The 18,779-nt window shown below is 57.7% G+C and carries 12 protein-coding genes; 6 read left to right on the top strand and 6 right to left on the bottom strand.

The genetic code is table 11. The annotated features are described in order from the left end of the window. Positions 1-15: 15 nt before the first annotated feature. Both ACO07N_RS15390 and ACO07N_RS15385 read right to left on the bottom strand, forming a co-directional pair. Positions 16-531 (bottom strand): hypothetical protein, encoded by a 516-nt coding sequence (locus tag ACO07N_RS15390; protein WP_421981862.1) that lies wholly within the window; start codon positions 529-531, stop codon positions 16-18. 125 nt (positions 532-656) lie between these two features. After that, complete coding sequence (locus tag ACO07N_RS15385; RefSeq protein WP_421981861.1) at positions 657-2,321, bottom strand: cisplatin damage response ATP-dependent DNA ligase; 1,665 nt, start codon at positions 2,319-2,321, stop codon at positions 657-659. An 834-nt stretch (positions 2,322-3,155) separates the two neighbouring features. Between ACO07N_RS15385 and ACO07N_RS15380 the strand changes: the two genes are divergently transcribed. The 4 genes from ACO07N_RS15380 (at position 3,156) to ACO07N_RS15365 (ending at position 6,375) form a co-directional block, all read left to right on the top strand. Continuing rightward, complete coding sequence (locus ACO07N_RS15380) at positions 3,156-3,458, top strand: hypothetical protein (RefSeq protein WP_421981860.1); 303 nt, start codon at positions 3,156-3,158, stop codon at positions 3,456-3,458. Positions 3,459-4,083: 625 nt separating this feature from the next. Continuing rightward, a complete protein-coding gene (locus ACO07N_RS15375; RefSeq protein WP_421981859.1) occupies positions 4,084-4,470 on the top strand; it encodes a MarR family transcriptional regulator in 387 nt (128 codons plus the stop codon). Then, positions 4,467-4,847, top strand: a complete 381-nt coding sequence (locus ACO07N_RS15370) for a response regulator (RefSeq protein ID WP_421981858.1) — start codon at positions 4,467-4,469, stop codon at positions 4,845-4,847. The genes ACO07N_RS15375 and ACO07N_RS15370 overlap by 4 nt, the downstream gene beginning before the upstream one ends. Positions 4,848-5,007: 160 nt before the next feature. After that, positions 5,008-6,375, top strand: a complete 1,368-nt coding sequence (locus tag ACO07N_RS15365; RefSeq protein WP_421981857.1) for a protoglobin domain-containing protein — start codon at positions 5,008-5,010, stop codon at positions 6,373-6,375. 575 nt (positions 6,376-6,950) lie between these two features. Here ACO07N_RS15365 and ACO07N_RS15360 read toward each other — a convergent pair. After that, a complete protein-coding gene (locus ACO07N_RS15360) occupies positions 6,951-10,187 on the bottom strand; it encodes a PAS domain S-box protein (protein WP_421981856.1) in 3,237 nt (1,078 codons plus the stop codon). Positions 10,188-10,273: 86 nt separating this feature from the next. After that, complete coding sequence (locus ACO07N_RS15355) at positions 10,274-11,461, bottom strand: EAL domain-containing protein (protein ID WP_421981855.1); 1,188 nt, start codon at positions 11,459-11,461, stop codon at positions 10,274-10,276. Positions 11,462-11,782: 321 nt separating this feature from the next. Here ACO07N_RS15355 and ACO07N_RS15350 point away from each other — a divergent pair, with 321 nt between their 5' ends. Further along, on the top strand, positions 11,783-13,171 hold the full coding sequence (locus ACO07N_RS15350) for a transposase (protein WP_421984367.1): 1,389 nt from the start codon (positions 11,783-11,785) through the stop codon (positions 13,169-13,171). 410 nt (positions 13,172-13,581) lie between these two features. Here ACO07N_RS15350 and ACO07N_RS15345 read toward each other — a convergent pair whose 3' ends face one another. Next, positions 13,582-15,903 carry a methyl-accepting chemotaxis protein gene (locus ACO07N_RS15345; protein ID WP_421981854.1) on the bottom strand — a complete coding sequence of 774 codons (2,322 nt, stop codon included), beginning with the start codon at positions 15,901-15,903 and terminating at the stop codon, positions 13,582-13,584. Positions 15,904-16,211: 308 nt separating this feature from the next. On the opposite strand from ACO07N_RS15345, the gene ACO07N_RS15340 reads away from it, so the two are divergent. Beyond that, positions 16,212-18,266, top strand: a complete 2,055-nt coding sequence (locus tag ACO07N_RS15340) for a DEAD/DEAH box helicase (RefSeq protein WP_421981853.1) — start codon at positions 16,212-16,214, stop codon at positions 18,264-18,266. 40 nt (positions 18,267-18,306) lie between these two features. On the opposite strand, the gene ACO07N_RS15335 is transcribed toward ACO07N_RS15340, so the two are convergent. Further along, positions 18,307-18,741: a DUF4440 domain-containing protein gene (locus ACO07N_RS15335; protein ID WP_421981852.1), complete on the bottom strand. Its 435-nt coding sequence runs from the start codon at positions 18,739-18,741 to the stop codon at positions 18,307-18,309. Positions 18,742-18,779: the final 38 nt, after the last annotated feature.

Genomic DNA, 18,779 nt, shown 5'->3' with positions numbered 1-18,779 from the left:
TTCAGATTCAGGTGACTAGTTGCCCTCGCCTTCAAAGTCTTTCTGCAGCTCCCGCACCATTCCGAAAAAGCGGCGCATGGCGCTTTCGGTGAATGTCAGAACACGCTCAAGTTCCTCGTCATCGTCGGTCCAGTCGGAGCCGCTATCCGGCTGAGTCCGTTTCGGCGAGGGCGCGGGTGATTTCGAAGACCCGCCGTCCGCGTCCAGGTCCTCGAGACGGGCCGTGAGGCGGTCGACCTCCGCAGCCAATTCGTTGATTTCGGCAAGATAGGCCTCTTCGGCCAGCGGCACCGGATTGCATCGCCAGGACCCGTTCTGTTCCTGGCAGATCGAGATCGTGCCGTTTTGCCTGTCGACCCTCAAGATGTCGCCATCCGTTTCAACCAGCGAAAACCGGTCCGGTGCACCATCCGTCACGGCCTCCCTGGCCGCGCCCGTCAATTCGGACTGCGCCCTGACCGGGGCAGCCTGCATCAGCAACACAGCCGTCACGGCAGACAGGGACAGAAGTTTCAAAATACGCATCGTCATGGAATTCTCCGAATACCGGCAGGGGATCCCGGGACCACCCTTCTCCGTCCTTCCGTCACGCAGACGTGCCACAAATCCATGGCCAAAGCACGGCCAAAAAGCCCGCACCTGTCTCCCGGCGGACTTCATTGCGCCGGATCCTCCTGCTTCGGCAGGAGGGCTTCCAACGTTTCGATCCGATCGGCTTCACCGGCCGGTTTGTCCCATCTCAGCCTGGATATTCTGGGAAAGCGCATGGCGACACCCGACTTATGCCGCTTCGACCGGTTCAGCCCCTCAAAGGCGACTTCAAGAACCAGGCCTTCCGCTTTGCCGTGTTTCACTTCCCGCACCGGGCCGAAGCGATTGAGCGTGTTGTTGCGCACGAACCGGTCGATTTCGCGCAGTTCCTCGTCGGTGAAACCGAAATAGGCCTTGCCGACGGGCACGAGCTGGTCGCCGTCATCGCCGCCGCGCCAGACACCGAAGGTGTAGTCGGAATAGAACGAAGACCGCTTGCCGTGGCCCCTTTGGGCATACATCAACACGGCATCGACGAGGTAGGGTTCGCGCTTCCACTTGAACCAGAGACCTTTCGGCCTGCCGGTGACATAGGGCGCATCCCGGCGTTTCAGCATCAAGCCTTCGACGGCGTCCGCATTGCCTGTGTCCAGAAGGGAGTGCGGATTTGCGCGCGCCGCCGCGATCTGGTCCCAATCTCCGGCGACCAGCATGGGCGACAGATCAATGGCGGGCACCGCGAGGGTCTGGACAAAATCGGCCAGTTTCTGCCGGCGCGCCGCAAATGGCAATTCGCGCAGATCTTCGCCTTCAAGCTCAAGCAGGTCATAGGCCCTGATCGCGGCCGGATAGTCGCGCATCAGTTTCGGCCCCGCCGTTTTCCTGTTCAAGCGTTTCTGAAGATCGGCGAACGGGCGCACGATCCCGTCGCTCACAACGAGAAGTTCTCCGTCGATGCAGGCATTGAAATTCAGCAAATCGACAATGTCCGGAAAGGCTCTCGAAATATCCTCGCCCGTCCGGCTGTAGAGACGCCGAACCACGTCGCCTGCCCCGGTTTGCCCCGCCGCGGCCTGGACCCTGATGCCGTCCCACTTCCATTCAACGGCAAACTCCGAGGCGTCCAGCTGGGGCAGGTCACGCTCCTCGTCCAGCGGATGTGCCAGCATCACGGGCCGAAAGGGGGCCGGATCCTGGTTGTCCGGCTTGCCGCTCCTGCCCTCGGCCCAGGCAAACAGGCTCTCGTAGGGGGGCTCGAGCCCGTGCCACACCTCCTCGACCTGGGCAACATCCAGCGCGCCAAGGCGGGCAACGGCGGTCTTGGCAAGCCGCGCGGAAACGCCGACGCGCAATCCGCCCGTCACAAGTTTCAATAGCGCCCACCGGCCGGTTTCGTCAGATCGGTTCAGCCAGTCGATCAGGAGGCGCGGAACATCGGTCTTGCCGGCGGTTTCCAGCGCCTGAACCACGTTGCCGAGCGACAGTTTTTCACGGTTGTCATCGCCTGCCGCGTCGCCGGCGGCCGGCCACATCAGGGCTATCGTTTCCGACAGGTCTCCGACAAAATCATAAGACAGGGCAAAGAGCTGCGGATCGGTCCGATCGCTTATGAGCGCGCGCAAAAGCGCGGGTTTCGCATTCTTGAAATTCAGACCGCCGGTCAAGGCCGCCAGCGCATAACCGCGATCAGGGTCTGCTGTCTCCCGGAAATACCGGACCAGCAAGGCTTCCTTGGCCAGCCGGCGCGGTTCGAGCGAGAGCCTGTCCAGCAATTGGGAAAATGCGCGCATAGGCTAGACATACCGGGAAAGACCTGCAGGGCAAGTGTTTCCCGAACCGGATGTGGGTCTGGTAAGTTTAGGCGCACCCACAAACGAGCGAGCGCAAATGACTGCTTTCGGCGGGACCTCCAAAGACAATAATCAAACGCGCAGGCCAGCATTGCGGACTGAACGCACATAAATGCGTCGATTTTGAATGGCCGTTTTGGGGCCGGAAACGGACTGTCGGGTTTTTGTGGTAGACACAGTAAAGCGGCCATGACAGCTGCGCCTGGATGCGGACATTAACGGTCCGGAGCGGACATTCCATCATCTTGCGGTTTGCGTCCGTTTTGCGCCCACGTTTCGGACATTCACCGCGTTGAAGCTTGCGCCCGAAAGCAGACGTTCATTTTGGGCGCGGCAAATTCACGGGATGGGCGGGAAGCGGACATTGAGAAGACGTGTCTCTGCTAGAGTGCGCCCCAACGTGCCTCCGAGAAGGCGAGGAGTTTTGTGGATCGTATACGGAACACGGGCTTGCGGAGCGTTGTGACGGCATCAGATCCGACGGGACCTCAGTCTCGATGGCACCTTGAGGTCTTTGTTCGGTGTCGTCCTTGCGACAATCTTCCAGCTTTCGGGCAGCATCCGCAAGACGATACCCGGAAAAATGACAGGTAAAAGATTGGGGTTGCAAAATATGCTTTTTGCTTGATACTTGCTACTAGCAATCTGTGCGCGAATGAAACAAAAAACCCTGTGCCGCTCCGCCACAACCAACAGAATACTGGGCGGCACAGGGGTGAAATTTAATTCGTGTGCTGCGGCCGAGATCTTTGATTTTTGGAGTTCGTGCCAGACATGCACCCGTTACTGGCTCAAAGACGGCAAGAGATCACGAGAGACAGGATTGCTCTCCACGATTTGGAAATCGAGAAGAATCTGAACACTCTGATCGCGCTTTGCCAGTCCAAAAAGACATCGAATGTTTCCGGCTTGAGAGAGGTTGGCGAGAAACTGGCTTGTTACGCCATACTGCTGAAAAAACTGGATCCGGAGACAGTCGAAGGGCGCCAGCTTCGACATGACCTCAAAGAGATAATGGAACAACTCAAGTCCGCGCTGGAGCAGAAGTTCCTCGATCAGTCGAAAAATTCGCACTGATTGTTGCGTGGCCGCCTTTCGTTGGCGTGCGTCCGGCCTCAAGTGCCAAGCGATTGCCTGAGAAAATATCCAATAGTCGATGCGCTTTGCCAGTTCCTGCCTGCCATCCAGAACGGTTCGCGAAAAGCCTCCCGTGGCGGAGGCCCCGAATGGTGCGCGAGCCGCGATTGGCGTTGTGCTACATATTGAACGCGGATGACAGAAGCAGGCGATCAATCGCAATTCGTGACCGCTGTCCCTCTCGCATGTCCTGTTGCCATCGGAGAAACACGTAACCTGGAACGTGATCCTCGATCCATCGGGTTAGTGTCTTGTCGTCTCGGCGTTCCGCGCCCAGATCACAACGCATGATATCTGGTTGGAACAGGTGTCTTAGGACTGCTGATCGTTGCGTTAGGCACAGTCGGGCAGAGAGCGCAACTTCGGTGCCATGCACCTGGAGAAGGGCTTGGTGTAGCGAGACCGAGAACTTCTGGACAGAAGTAAAATTTGATTGCTGCAAGCAATGTAACTCAATAACCTCCTGTCTACTGGACGATTCTTTCCATGGTGAGGATTCCAGCAGAAAAATGAGGCTATCGAGACATTGGAAACAGGGGACAGGAGCGATCTCGCAGCGGCGATCTTGATCGACAAGCTTCTGAATGATGCCTATGTGGACCGGGGTCCGGGGCAGATTAGTCGATTGCAGTGGTCCATCCTGCGTTGCCTTGCCCGTGCCACTCCGGAACAGAAGACCCCGACCTGGATAGCCCGTTTTGTCGGACTGACTCTTGCGCCGGTCACGCGCGCGCTGGACAGCCTGAACCGCCGCGGCCTGATAGTGCGTACAAAAAGCGCTTCCGATGGCCGGCAGACAACCGTTTCGCTCACGGGAAGCGGGCGGCAAATTCTCGACCTTGATCCGCTTAAATCGCTCGCAGCGCTCATCAGCCGGCTTCCCGAGGATCAGAAAAATCAGTTTAAACAGACACTTCAGACGATCTCAATTCAAGGAATACTGGACGGATGACGGCCCGCATATTGCTGATTGAAGATGAACCTTCTCTGCTGGAGCTTTTCAGCGCGTCCTTGAACGAAGAAGGCTATGCCGTGACTGCGTTCAACACGCTGGCCGAGGTAACGGCAGACCTTGATAGCGGGCACAACTACGACCTCGCCGTTCTCGATTTCTGGGTCGGCAAGGAGACCTCACTCGGGATATTGAAAGCCTTGCGTGCGCTGAAACCGGATCTCCCGATCATTTTCATGTCCGGTGGCGCAGACGATCTTTCCCTTGAAATGGCCTCGGCGCTTGCAGAAGCCGGCGGCGCGACCGAATTTCTTTTCAAGCCTTTCAAGGTTGGAGATCTCCTGACCTCGGTATCGACAGTTCTGCGTTCAGCCTGAATTTCCCATACTCGCAGCCTTTCTGCCTGATAGATGCTTGCTATTAGCAAATAATTATCAGAATCAAGACATCCTTTTCGTCAGTGGGGGACTTGACTGCATCTGTTGTGCTGGCTGGATCCCTGAAAACGGCAAAAGCCCATGACAAAAGGATGTGCACATGTCCCATCGGCCTGAAGAGTTCATTGGCCGCCTGTCTTTTGCAGGCATTGACCAGACTGTCGTCAACAACCTGCGTGCCCTTTGGCCTGTCATCGAAAAGGACCTGGACGGAATACTGGCGGCCTTTTACGGCCACTTGAAAAAGTTTCCCGAAATGGCCGGACTTGTCGGCGAACAGCAGCCCCGGCTGGAAAACGCACAGAAAAACCATTGGGTGAAGCTTTTTACGCAAGGGTTCGACGACGACTACGTGGACAGCATCAACCGTATCGGTCGCGTTCATAGCCGCATTGGGCTGGAGCCGAGATGGTACATTGCCGGCTACAAGTTCGTTCTGGTGAAGTTGCAGCAAGCGATCATCCGGAAGCATCGCTTTTCGCCAGGGAAGCTCTCCGATGCCCTTTCGCATATCACGACAGCAGTCCTGTTCGATCTGGACATGGCGGTTTCGACCTACCAGGCGATCCTGCTTGAAGAACAGGCCGCGCGCACGGAAGAGCTGAACGTGGCCATAAGTACATTTCAATCGTCTGTCTCGGAGCCGATTTCGAACATTGGCAGCAGCGCCGGCGCCTTGGCGGAGGACGCCGGACGGCTTATGGACGTCTGCGGCGCGGCGCGATCTGAGACGGATTCCGCCTCTGCCGTTTCCGAAGATGCAAGCATCAACGTCCAGACCGTGGCGTCCGCCACAGAAGAGCTTTCCGCCTCGATCCTGGAGATTTCGAAGCAGGTGTCGGGCGCGTCGCAAATAGCGACCCAGGCCCGCGCGAGCGCGGAAACAACCAGTAGCGAAGTCGAAAGTCTGTCCGGTGCGGCCCAAAAGATCGGCGATGTCATCGGCCTCATCCAGGCGATTGCGGAGCAGACAAATCTGCTTGCGCTCAACGCGACGATCGAAGCAGCGCGCGCCGGAGATGCCGGAAAGGGTTTTGCCGTCGTCGCTGCGGAGGTCAAGGAACTGGCAACGCAGACGTCCAAGGCGACGGAGGAAATCGGTCAGCAGGTTTCGGAGATACAGGATGCCACCTCGTCGGCGGTGGGATCGATCGAGACAATCGCGGATACGGTTCGCCAGCTTGACGAAATGACAGCCGCCATCGCCGCGGCGGTGGAAGAACAGGGTTCCGCCACGAACGAAATCTCCAATAGCGTGCAGACCGTTGCGAACGGGGCCAACGTTCTGTCCGGCAATATTGCGGGTGTGAAAGAAGCGATCATCACATCCGACACCACCGCGAAAACGTTCTCGGAGGCGGCTCAGGGCATGGAGCAGGGCGCGGAAACAATCGCTGCAGAAGTGAACGGATTTTTTGAGCGGATCAGATCGCTGGGTGAAGATGGCGGGCAGCAGGCCGCAGGCTAGGTGATGGACTCATAAATGAGGCCAGAAATGGTTTGAGGCGGATTGCTTCTCCTCAAGGAGCGGAAGCGCAGGAAATGTGGTTCATTTTCAAGCCTTTCGCGACGCCAGGGAGGCGCAATCCGGTTAAATCCGAAGGACATGGAAATGGCTTCACCCCGTGGCGTCAGCGTGCTTGACCGGGCACGAAGCCCGCTCCGCACACGCTTCCTAACGGGATTTCGCCATTTCACATGCCATTTCAGTCTCAGTTATGGGTCCAACACCTAGTGCGGTGAATTTGAAGTTCGCATCATTGCTGCAGCAGTCTCCGCAGCGAACTTCAAATTCGTAAACCGCACTTGAAACATAGACTTGCTAGTCACCTTCTTGAATCTGAAGTTTGTTCGAAGCCCGCTGCAAAATGAACCGAACTTCAGACCCGGTGACTAGCAGGGGCCTTCGCGCTTCGGCCGGTGACAGGCGTCTGAACAACCCCCTCGAGGCCGCCAGATCCTGCCGAAAGCGGAACCGGAGAGCCCCGCCAGAAGCCGGGGCTCTCCGGTCAATCAGAGCGCTTCGCTCCCGTGTGCAATTCGCTATGTATCAAGTAAGCGGCGGATCTCGACACTCAGGTCTTCCCTCGAATACGGCTTCATAATGACCGGATATGAAGCGTTATCATCGCCATTCCCGGATTGCATTCCATCCGTAAAACCGGACACCAGGCAAATACGCAAATCCGGCTGAAGCTGGCGCGCGATGTCGGCCAGCTGATAGCCGTTCTGCCCGCCTGGCATCACGACGTCACTGAAAAGCAGGTCGAATTTTTCGTTGCCCTTCAAAATGTCGACCGCTTCGAGATAGCCATGGGCGACCTTCGTGGAATAACCGAGGTCGTCCAGGTGCTGCTGCGCGATTTCGGCTAGATCAGGTTCATCGTCGACGACCAAGATTCGTTCTGACCCCGTGGGTTGGGGTGATGCTACCGCACCGGATGCACCTTCGGCGGGTTCCTGGTTCTTCGGGGTCCCGGCGCTCGGCAGAAGCAGCTCAATTCTCGTGCCGGTCCCGGCCTCGGAGTGGACGCGAATGGCTCCCCCAGACCGTTGTACAAAGGAATAGACCATGGACAGGCCGAGGCCGCTTCCTCTGCCCGTGTCCTTGGTTGTGAAAAACGGCTCGAAAATCTTTTGCCTGATATCTTCGGGAATGCCGGTTCCGGTATCGCTGACGCAAACAACAACATAGGTACCTGGCGGAACACTGGCTCCGGCGGCTTCGTCAGCGGACAGGGAAACGCTTCTGGATGAGATCGTGATCCGGCCACCCTCAGGCATCGCGTCGCGGGCGTTGATGCAAAGATTGACCATGCTGTCTTCAAGATCGCTTGCATTCACGAACGCCTGCGGGCCCTGGTCGTCCAGTTCCAGGTGTACAGCGATGTTGTCGGTCAGGGAGCGCTGGATCAGTTCATGGAGATCCGAAAGGGCCGCATTTACATTCACACGATCCGTTTTCACCACGGACTTTCTGGAGAAACTCAGCAGGCGGCTGGTCAGGTTGGCACCGCGATTTGCCGCATTCAGAGACTTGGCGATTTGCCCGGCCAGTTTTGTATCCGGTTCAACGGTGCGGCTGGCAAGATCGAGATGTCCGATGATGATGCCGAGGATATTGTTGAAGTCGTGCGCAACCCCGCCAACCATCATTCCGACGGCTTCCAGTTTCTGCGATTGCCTGAGTTGCGCTTCGAGGCTCTTTTCGGTGCTGATGTCGATGATCGAGGCAATGAACTGCTTTTTCCCGTCAATCAGCATCTCGGCAAGCGAGAGTTTGACCGGGAAAACGTGTCCGTTTTTCCGGACCGCGTGCAGTTCCCGGTTTTTGCCAATCAGCTTTGCCTCACCGGTTGTGAAATAGTTGCGAATATAGGTGTCGTGCCGCCGACGGTGCTCTTCATCCGCCAGCATTGCAACATTCTGGCCCAGAACTTCGTTTTCGTCATATCCAAATGTTTCCTGGGCAGCCGGGTTGAACGCCGTGATCCGTCCGGTCGCGTCGGAGAGTACGATCCCGATGCGTATGCTCTCGAACATCGCGCGAAATCTTGCTTCGCTCGCTCTGATCCTTTGACTGTTCACATATTCCTGGGTCACGTCGCGGCCGGTTCCGCGGTAGCCGGCAAAGGTGCCGTCCTCGTCGTAGACCGGTATCCCAGAGATGGCCACAAGGCGGTTCTCGCCGGCACTGCTGTCCGACGGGACCCGATAGGCCTTGGACCAGTACTGGAAATCCCGGAAAGGTTTCTCGTTTTCCAGGTCTTCGAAATGATCAAGCCACTTTTGGGACTCCGTGTCGCCAAGGGCGAGTTGTTCTCTGCGTTTTCCAAGGACGTTTTCAAGCTCGATGACCTTCGTGACTTCATGGCTGTGGCCGAACTCCACGACCCGATGGTCGGCATCCGTTTCCCACATCCAGTCTGAAGCCGTCTTCGTGAAATCCTGAAACCGCTTCTCACTCCGTCGGAGCTCTTTTTCCCGGTTCTTCAGTTCCGTAATGTCGGTTCGGACGCTCACGATCCCGCCATCCGCCGTGTGGCGTTCCGAGACTTGAAGCCAGCGTCCATCCCCGAGTTGTTGTATGGACGTTTCAGCGGCAAAGTGTTGCCGCAACCGCTCCGTGATCCAGGCCTCCTCGCGGCCTCTTGCCGGCGGATAAGCGCCCACCGCAAGCCAACCCTGCAACATCTCCTCGAATGTCATTCCTTCCTTGATCTTGTAGGTTTCGGTTTCATAGAAGTCGCGGAATACGCTGTTGGAGACGACGAGACGATCTTCTGAATCGAACAGCGCAAAGCCTTCGCTCGATGCTTGCAGCGAATCCAAGAGTTGGGCTCTGTTTTTCTGAACGTTCACGTTCGCCTTGTATTGGAGGAAAGCGTAAAAAAGCACGATCGTCGCCAGGATGAAGCTGACTGCGAAATTGGCGATTACATAGTCAAGAAAGTCTTTGAAGATTTTCCGATTGCTCGACCTAAGCTCAATCGAAATCGGTAGCTCATTGAGCGCAATGGACCTGTTGAACCGGTCTTCCGGGAAGAGAAAGTCCCTCAATGCGTTAAGAGGATCGCCGGATCGCGGAGTTTCCAATGCGCGGTCAGCATTCAGCCCGGCAATATCCTGTCCGATTGCCGCATCCTCGAAGGGCGACGTTGACAGGACAACGCCGTCTTGATCCGTGACGTATAGAAAAATATCTAGATGCCGTGTTCTTTCCAGGATCAGTTCACCCCAGGCCACCGGATCCACGGCCGAGGACACGACGACGACAAGGCTGCCATCGTTACGGTCGCGGATGGCGAGTGAAACGGGAAGAGACCAGGCACCGTCCACGCGGCTCCGCACGTTCGGTCCGATGTAGAGCGCGTCATCCGATCGTGCCGTGTGAACCAAGAAATATTCCCGGTCATCGACCAACCGGCCCATGGCAGGCTGGTTGGGTCTTGAGTCAGCGATGATGATGCCTGCCGGATCAATGACAATCATGGTGCGCGTCAGCGGTGTATCCCATTGAATGTCAGCCAGTTGCAGATCCGATTTCGCGAACTGTCTGGCGACTTCGCCGATGGTGTTCATGCTCGCAATGACGGAGTCCACATCATGTTTTACGAGTTCCTGCACAAATCGGAGCTTTTCCTCGATCTGCTGGACGGACTGATTCAGTTTGGATGAATAGTTGGTCCATATGGAGAGTGCGCAGCTGATCCAGATCACGGCAAGCAGTGCGATTGTTACCAGGAAGACGCTTGTGTTCAGGCGTTTCTGTTTATCCAACGTCATCCTCACCCTTAACCGACACTCGATTATTCCTGTCACCGCGCATCGAGACTGATGCGGCGCGTTTCTTCGTTTGCGGCAAGCTAACGCCCCGCCCGGGCCGGGAGCTTCTCAATGCTCCGGCGGGCGCACCAGGCGTGGAAGTCTTTGGGCGGCATTGGACGTGCGATCAGGAAGCCCTGCACGACATCGCAATGGATCTCGTTCATCAATCGCAGCGTTCTTTCGTCTTCGACACCTTCCGCCACGACCTCCATGCCGAGTTCATGCGCAAGCATCGTGGCCATTCTGGCGACGGTCAGCCGTTCTTCGTTGTCGTAGGCCGCGCTCACGAAGGATCTGTCGATCTTCATTTTCGTGAACGGCATGCGCACGAGTTGGCGCAGAGAAGAGTGTCCGACGCCAAAATCATCGATTGCCAATTCAAATCCGCGCATGCGCAGCCGGGTAAAAAGGTCGATGTAATCGGCGACATTGGTCATGATCGCCGTTTCGGTCAGCTCGATCGTGACCCTTTCAGGTTCAAGGTTGTTGGCGGTAACAAGCTCCGTGAGCCTTTCCGGCATGTTGATGTCGGCAATGCTGGCCGGAGACATGTTGATCGAAATCGAAATGTCCAGTCCGGCCGAAACCCAGTGGGCGAGCTGGAAAATCGCCGTTTCGGCAACAAACTGGTTGATCGGTCCGATCTGGCCGCTCGCCTCGGCGACGGGGATGAAAAAGTCCGGGCCGATCCTGCCACCGTCCGGGTCATCCCATCTGATCAGAGCTTCTGCGCCGAGAACCTTGAGGGTTTTGGCGCAGACCAGAGGTTGATAGAGCAGACGAAACTCTCCGTCCAAAAGAGAAGCCGCTATCCTGGGCGGAGTGATGCTCTTTCCAGGTTGTTTCCTTTCCCACTGGCGGTGACCGTCGAAAGTTTCTACGAGCTCTTTCAGGTCGTTGACCGTGAAAGGCTTCTGCAGCGATCCGACGATATTGGAGCCCCACTCGTTTCCGAGTTCCACCGCCGAATTCAGGAGGGACTTGTGTTGTCCGCTGATGAGAATGATGCCGGCACCGGATCCGTTTTCGTGCAAAAACCGGAGGATCTGCAAACCGTCCATGCCGGGCATATAAAGATCTATTATGATAAGATCGAACTGGTCAGAATATACCTGACAAAATTCACTAGAACTTGTCGCTTTTGTCACCTGGATCCCGAAGTTATTCAGGGCATCCTCAACAAATTCGGCAAAGTTTTGCTCGTCATCTACGATGAGGCATTTCATCTTTTTGCACAGAGCTTGATTTGTATTTGTTTTAGCATAGCACGGATATCCAAACCGGTAAAAAGTTACCTAGCGTGATTCACACCATTTTCGAGGGCTTCAATCTCTTTCGGCAGATGATGCAGACTGTACAGTCTCAAGACCGTGTTACCTGACCGCGCCTTGACGAGACGAGGCACAGATTGAGAGTGATGTTCTTGCTTTTGTCACGGGCAAAACAAGCGTGAATGTCCGCTCCGGGTCTATACCGTTGAAAAACTCCTGTTGTTTTGAGAGACCAACGCTGATTCAATCTCCTTGCTGACTTTGGAGATGCAGGCGATGATGGGTCCGAGACAGGAAGCGCAAAGCGCGCTGTTTTATGAATTCTCGATTGAGGATCATGTCCCAAAGGATCATCTACTGCGGTCGATTGACCGGTTTGTTGATCTGTCCGACCTTCGTAAACATCTGGCTCCGTTTTATAGTTCAACCGGTCGTCCTTCAGTTGATCCGGAACTGATGATCAGGATGCTTCTGGTCGGTTACACGATGGGCATCCGGTCAGAACGGCGGCTGTGCGAGGAGGTCCATCTCAATCTGGCCTATCGCTGGTTCTGCCGCCTGGATCTGAGCGATCCAATACCGGACCACTCGACCTTCTCCAAGAACCGTCATGGACGGTTCCGGGACAGCGATCTGTTGCGGCATGTCTTTGAGACGGTTGTGGCGCGCTGCATCGAGGAAGGACTGGCGAGCGGCCAACGTCTCGCAGCTGATGCGAGCCTGATCCAGGCGGATGCCAATCGGCAGAACTCCACACCACAAGCGGACTGGGAGCCAGGGCAGATTGATCCCTGTGATGCTCCGCGAGCGGTCAGGGAGTATCTGGAAACACTGGATGATGAAGCCTTCGGCGCAGCCAGTGCGATAGAGCCGAAGTTCACCTCTCATTCCGATCCGGCATCCCAGTGGACGGGCGCACGCGGCGGCCCTGCCTACTTCGCCTATTCGACAAACTACCTGATCGATACCGACAATGCAGTGATCCTGGATGTGGAAGCCACACGTTCGATCCGGCAGGCTGAAGTTGGCTCTGTGCGAACCATGATAGATCGGGTGGGCGACAGATTTGACTTGATACCTGAACGGCTGATTGCCGATACCGCCTATGGTTCTGGTCCCATGCTCGACTGGTTGGTCAAGGAGCGCGGAATCGCCCCTCATATTCCGGTTATAGACAAGTCGGGACGCAAGGATGGAACCTATGAGCGGGCGGACTTCACCTATGACGCCGTAACCGATGCCTATATCTGCCCAGGAGGCAAAGAGCTCAAACAATACCGCCGTGCGTTTGCGACACCACGGACTGGAGCTAACAAGGATGGGACGCTGCGCTACCGCGCTCGAAAGGCTGACTGTGATGCCTGCGGCCTGAGGCCGAAGTGCTGTCCGAAGGAGCCGCAACGCAAGGTCACAAGGTCAATCCATGAGCCGTCGCGCGATGTTGCCCGTGCCATCTCACACACCACCCAATATGCAATCTCGTGCAAGTTGAGAAAAAAGGTCGAGATGCTGTTTGCCCACCTCAAACGTATTTTGAAGCTCGACCGGCTTCGATTACGGGGACCAACCGGCGCCCGCGATGAATTCCACCTCGCAGCCACCAGCCAGAACCTCCGCAAGCTCGCAAAACTCATCCCGGCTCCGCAAACTGCCTGTCCCAAATGAAAAGGGATCAGATTGCCCAAAATCAGCACACCCTTCCAAACCCAAAACAATCGAGTTTTTCAACGGAGTAGGTCCAAACCAACCTCGAACTCGTTCTACTTGAACGCCCACTTGAATGACTTTGTGGAGGAAACCCGACAGTCCCCTGCCGGCCCCATTTCAGTCATTCATACGAAACGCACCAACCGTCACCAGGGCCTCCAAACCGTCGGTCGGCCTAACCGACAAGGGTGTTGCGTTTGCGGGCAAAGCAGAGATTGAAGTTTGGCCAGCCGGCGCGGTTCGAGCGAAAGCCAGTCCAGCAATTGGGAAAATGCACGCATACGCCAGAAATACCGGGAAAGACCTGAGGGGCAAGTCTTTCCCGGCCTGGATGCGGCCACAACCTGTCTCTTCAAGACACGGGGCTGTCAGGCCGCAACGTCGCTTCGACCCTCGTCGGCACGGTACTGAAGACCCAGCGTGTCGCCCTGTACCCATCTGACTTCCATGGGAAATTCCTCCCCGTTGTCATCAATGTAGGTGACAGCCATGCCGATCACCGCGCCGTCAAACACCGTGACGCCGATGCCGCCGTCGGAACTGTTGACCAGGGATGTCTCGAACCTGCGGCCGTCTTCGGTCACGAGCGTTACCTGCTGACCGGTTTCCTGTTTCCGTGAGGCCCTGCGCCGCTCCTCGACATCCTGCGTCATTTCCTCAAGGAAGCCTTCGATACCCTGCGCCATTGTGTCGGCGACAGTCTTGACGTCGCCCGCAATCGTATCGACCGTTTCCGCTTCGCTCGCCGTTGCCTGGATCGCGCTGTCGACGGTTTCGGCGCTGTTGACCGCGTTTCCGGTCTCCGTCGCCGCCATCGTTATGCTTTGCGAGATTTCCTGCGTTGCAACGCTCTGTTCGCCGACCGCCGTCGAGATCGCACCGGTGACTTCACTGATCATCTCGATGGAGCCTGAAATCCTGCGGATCGAATCGACCGCTTCATCGGTCAGCCCCTGAACCGAGGAAATCTGGTTGGAAATTTCTTCCGTTGCCTTGGCGGTCTGTGTCGAGAGTTCCTTCACTTCCGCCGCGACAACTGCAAAGCCCTTGCCGGCTTCCCCGGCTCTTGCCGCTTCAATTGTCGCGTTGAGGGCAAGCAGGTTGGTCTGCTCCGCGATCGCGCGGATCATCTCGACGACCGTGCCAATCTTTTCCACCGCCTCGGCAAGACTTGAAACATTGCTGTCCGTCCTGCTCGCAATCGTCGTGGCATCGTCAATGACACCGTTTGCGCGCTCCGCCTGGTTCATGATTTCCTGGATCGCGGCGGACATCTCTTCGGCCGCGGCGGCAACCGTCTGAACGTTGTTGGAGGACGAAGCGGATGCATCGCGTGCCTGGCCTGCAGCCGAGGACGCATCCTGCGAGATCGAGCGGACGCGGGCAGCAATGTCGGTCATGGAGGAGGTCTTGTCGTGGACCTCTCCCGTAACGCTCTCCATCAATTCCCTGAATTTGTTGATGAGCGCTTCAACGTGATTCTGGCGCATGCGCTCACGATCACGTTCCTTGGCGGCCTCAGCCTCCAGAACCTGCCGCACGCGCGCGTTTTCCTGGAAGATCCCGCCCGCACGGGCAAGGTCTCCGATGGCGTCGCGGCGGTCAGCATATGGCATCTTGAAATCAACGTCGCCCTTCGAAATCCTGACCAGGTTTGCCGTGAGGTTGGCTAGAAGGCCGTTGACGCTGCGCAATTGCCAGACGCAGATGAGAAGCGTGACAAGCACAACGCCGACAGTCTCCGCGATCACATACTGAAGATGGCCGTTTGCAGCATTCGCAAGTTCCTGCGCGCGCGCCTCCGCCGCCTTGAGCATCCCGATCGATGTCTGACGGATCAGGTTCAGGCGTTCGGTTGCCTTGCCGAACCACACCGAGCCTTCAATTCCCTGCCCGTCCTTCGTTTCGGGCAATGTCCTCAGCACGGTGCGCCACTCCATGACCTGATCGACCACCGGCCCCGAAACAGCTTCGTCAAAAGCCGCGATTTCCTCCGGCGTAGCCACGCTTCGGAAATTTTTCAGAAAGGCCGTTTCGACCGACAGGCGATCGAAATAGGCCAGGAACCTGTCATTCGGCACGTCACCCGTCTTGCCGACGATCGTGAACAACTGGCCACCGATGGCGCGCTCAAGTCCGCCTGCTTCGATGGCTTCGGTCAGGAGGAGGAATGGGGTCATCTGTTCGGCATATTTCGGGTCGGCACTTGCATGCTGGGCCTCCTGAACGATCTTGATCAATTCGCGGATCTTGCCGGAATAGAACGCCAGATTCTGCTTTCCACCCAGCGTAGCGCTGTCAATGCCGGACCTGTGTGCGGCGACCTCGTCGAGCGCATTGACGGTCGCGTGAACCTCGTCCTGAAGCTTGGTGTTGCTGATCTGGAAGTCGGCAACCGTTTGCCGGAGATCTTCCAATGCCGCGTCCGTCGCGCCCCGTTGCTTTGCCAGAAGTTCGCGGGGCGCGTCGGCAAAACCCGACGCAAGCAGCACGGCTGTCCGGCCGCGCTCCTTCTGCAACTCGTGAAGCACGGCTTCCGATTTCTCGGCGACAAGAGCCGTCGGATAGATCTCGGAGGCAATCCTGCTCTCGGTGTAGGCTTCATTGAGCGCAATGAATGTCGCCACCACGTAAGCCAACAGCGGCACGATCGCCAGGAGGGCAATCTGCATGCGAATCGATTTCAACATCGAACACTCCCATCGCTACAATTCCTGATCATTTCACGCTGGGTGTGTTAACAAAATTACCAATCAAAAGCTGAAATTCATAAAATTGCACGCGTCCTTGTCAAATTTGCCCGGTCAGTCATTCCGACCGCATTTGCAACCATTGTCACACCTTTCAAGTGTGCACAAAATTACTGCATGCAGCTGATGTGGACGGCGCGGGGTTTTGCATATATAAGCCGCGCCATCCCTTGCCCGGCAGACGTCCGGGCCGATCCGGTAGACTGCTGATTGGTACGCAGATGATCCGGAGCAGTTGAAAGATCTCTATGACTGAATTGATGTCACTCGCCCCGGCCCTGTCGGCCGCGCTGGCGAAACGGGGCTATGAAAGCCTCACCCCCGTCCAGGAAAGCGTCCTGAACGACGCCCCGGCGGAAGCCGACCTGCTCGTCTCCGCACAGACCGGCTCCGGAAAGACCGTCGCATTCGGGCTTGCCCTTGCGCCGACGCTTCTTCAGGGTGAAACCCATCTTGGAAAGGCTGCCGCGCCGATCGCCCTCGCTATCGCGCCGACGCGTGAACTTGCGCTGCAGGTCAAGGAAGAGCTGACCTGGCTCTACGAAGAAGCCGGTGCCGTCACCGCCTCCTGTGTCGGCGGCATGGATCCGCGCACCGAACGCCGCCAGCTTGAGCGCGGCGCGCATATCGTTGTCGGCACACCCGGCCGCCTCAGAGATCATATTGAACGGGGTGCTCTGGACCTCTCCGAAATCCGCGCCGTCGTTCTCGACGAGGCGGACGAGATGCTCGACATGGGCTTCCGCGAGGACCTGGAATTCATCCTCGACGCGGCCCCGCGCGAGCGGCGCACGCTGATGTTCTCGGCAACCGTTCCAAAGCCGATCGCGGAACTCGCCAAGAGATTTCAGAAGGACGCGGTTCGTCTTTCCACCATCAACGCCCGCGAACAGCACGGCGATATCGACTACGTCGCTCATCCCGTTGCGCCCAACGAGCGCGAGAACGCAATCATCAATGTGCTCAGGCTGCACGAGGCGGAAAAGGCGATCGTCTTCTGTTCGACCCGTGAAGCCGTCAGCCGGCTGACGTCGCGCCTGGCAAACCGGGGTTTCTCGATCGTCTCGCTCTCCGGCGAACTCAGCCAGGAGCAGCGCTCCAGTGCGCTGGCCGCCATGAAGGACGGCCGGGCACGGGTGTGTGTTGCAACCGATGTTGCCGCGCGCGGGATCGATCTTCCTAACCTGGATCTTGTCATTCACGCCGATCTTCCCACCGGCAAGGCCGCCCTGCTGCACAGGTCCGGCCGGACCGGGCGTGCCGGTCGCAAAGGTACCTGCGTTCTGATGGTCCCCTTCCCCCGCCGCCGCCAGGCCGAGCGTGTGCTTCATTTCGCCGGCATCAAGGCGACCTGGCTTGGCGCACCGACCGCGGACCAGATCCGCGCCAAGGACAAGGAACGCCTCCTGGCCGATCCGGCGCTGTCGGTGGAGCTCGAAGACGAGGACCGCGCCGTGGCAATGGAACTGCTTGCCCTCCACAGTCCCGAGCAGCTTGCCGCCGCTTTCGTCAAGCTGCGGCAATCGCGCATGCCTGCTCCCGAGGACATCACGACACTCGATGAGACGTCGCTGAAGGGCCGCGACGCCGGGTCCCGCGGCGGCCGCAACGCCGAGATCACCGGAAAGTTCGAAGACGGCGTCTGGTTCTCCCTGTCACTGGGACACCGCCAGCGCGCCGAACCGCGCTGGATCCTTCCGCTGATCTGCCGCGCCGGGCATGTGACCAAAAGGGAAGTCGGCGCCATCAAGATCTTCCAGAACCAGCTCTATTTCGAGATTGCCGGAAGCCACGGCGAACGGTTTGCCGATGTCATCAAGCGCGACGGGTCGGGCGAGGACAATGTCACGATCGCGCTTCTCGATGCGCGCGGCGGCAAGGTCCCGGCCGCTCCAAAGGAAGACGGCTACCGCCGGGACAGAGGCGGCCCACCCAAACGGCGGCCGCGCGGGGCCGACGCGCCCGACTACGAGAGCATGGGCCGCGAGGACACGATGAAGCCCGGCCGGTCACGGCAGGGGCCGAAAAAAGACTTCGACGCACCGCGCGGGAAAAAGCGGCGGCGCGGCAACGACGAAGCTGCCCCGCACCATCCCGCCTACGAGCCTCTCGACATGAAGGCGCTTGCCGGGAACGCCGATGACGGCGCCGCTGCGAAAGGGCGTTCCGCCAAAGGCGACGATGACCGGCGCAAGCCAAAGGCCCGCGCTGCGTCGAAAGACACGGGCGCGAAAAAGAAAAGCGCGAAGAAAAACAAACCCTCGCGCGCGGCAAGGAAAGCGGCAAAGGCGAAAAAACAGTAGGACTTCTGTTCCAATTCGTGACGCATACCAGCGTCACGGATCATTCGTTGACGATGGTCGCAATCACCCAGTCCACGCCGTCCTGGATAAGCTGATAGTGGCACGTGAATTCGAGCACCGTCTCGCCGTCCGCGCTTTCCTGCGACCAGTCGAGGGTGACAAGCGCGGAAGACCCGCTGACATGGCTCGAAACGACCTGGAAATCGGAATGGGTGACGCCTTCCTTTTCCAGTGCCTTGAGGAGCGCCTCGATGTTCTCGATCAGTTCCTCGTCATCGGCGAAGACGTGGCCCTTTTCGTGCTGCCAGATAACCGCAGGCAGGGCGAAACAGTCGCAGATCCGGTCGATGTCATAGTCGTTGAATCCGGCCTGGTAGTCGTCAAAGAGCTGGGCAATCGCCTCTTCCGCGCCCTCGTTCGAACCGGCCCCGTTCGCATGACCGTTACCGGTGTTTTCAGCACCACCGCTGTTCATATGACCGCCTCCCTCAGGATCCGGACAGCTGCTTCAAG

The sequence above is a fragment of the Roseibium sp. genome, from assembly GCF_965229775.1.
Lineage (GTDB): Bacteria > Pseudomonadota > Alphaproteobacteria > Rhizobiales > Stappiaceae > Roseibium.
This window is presented reverse-complemented; position numbering and strand designations above follow the sequence as displayed.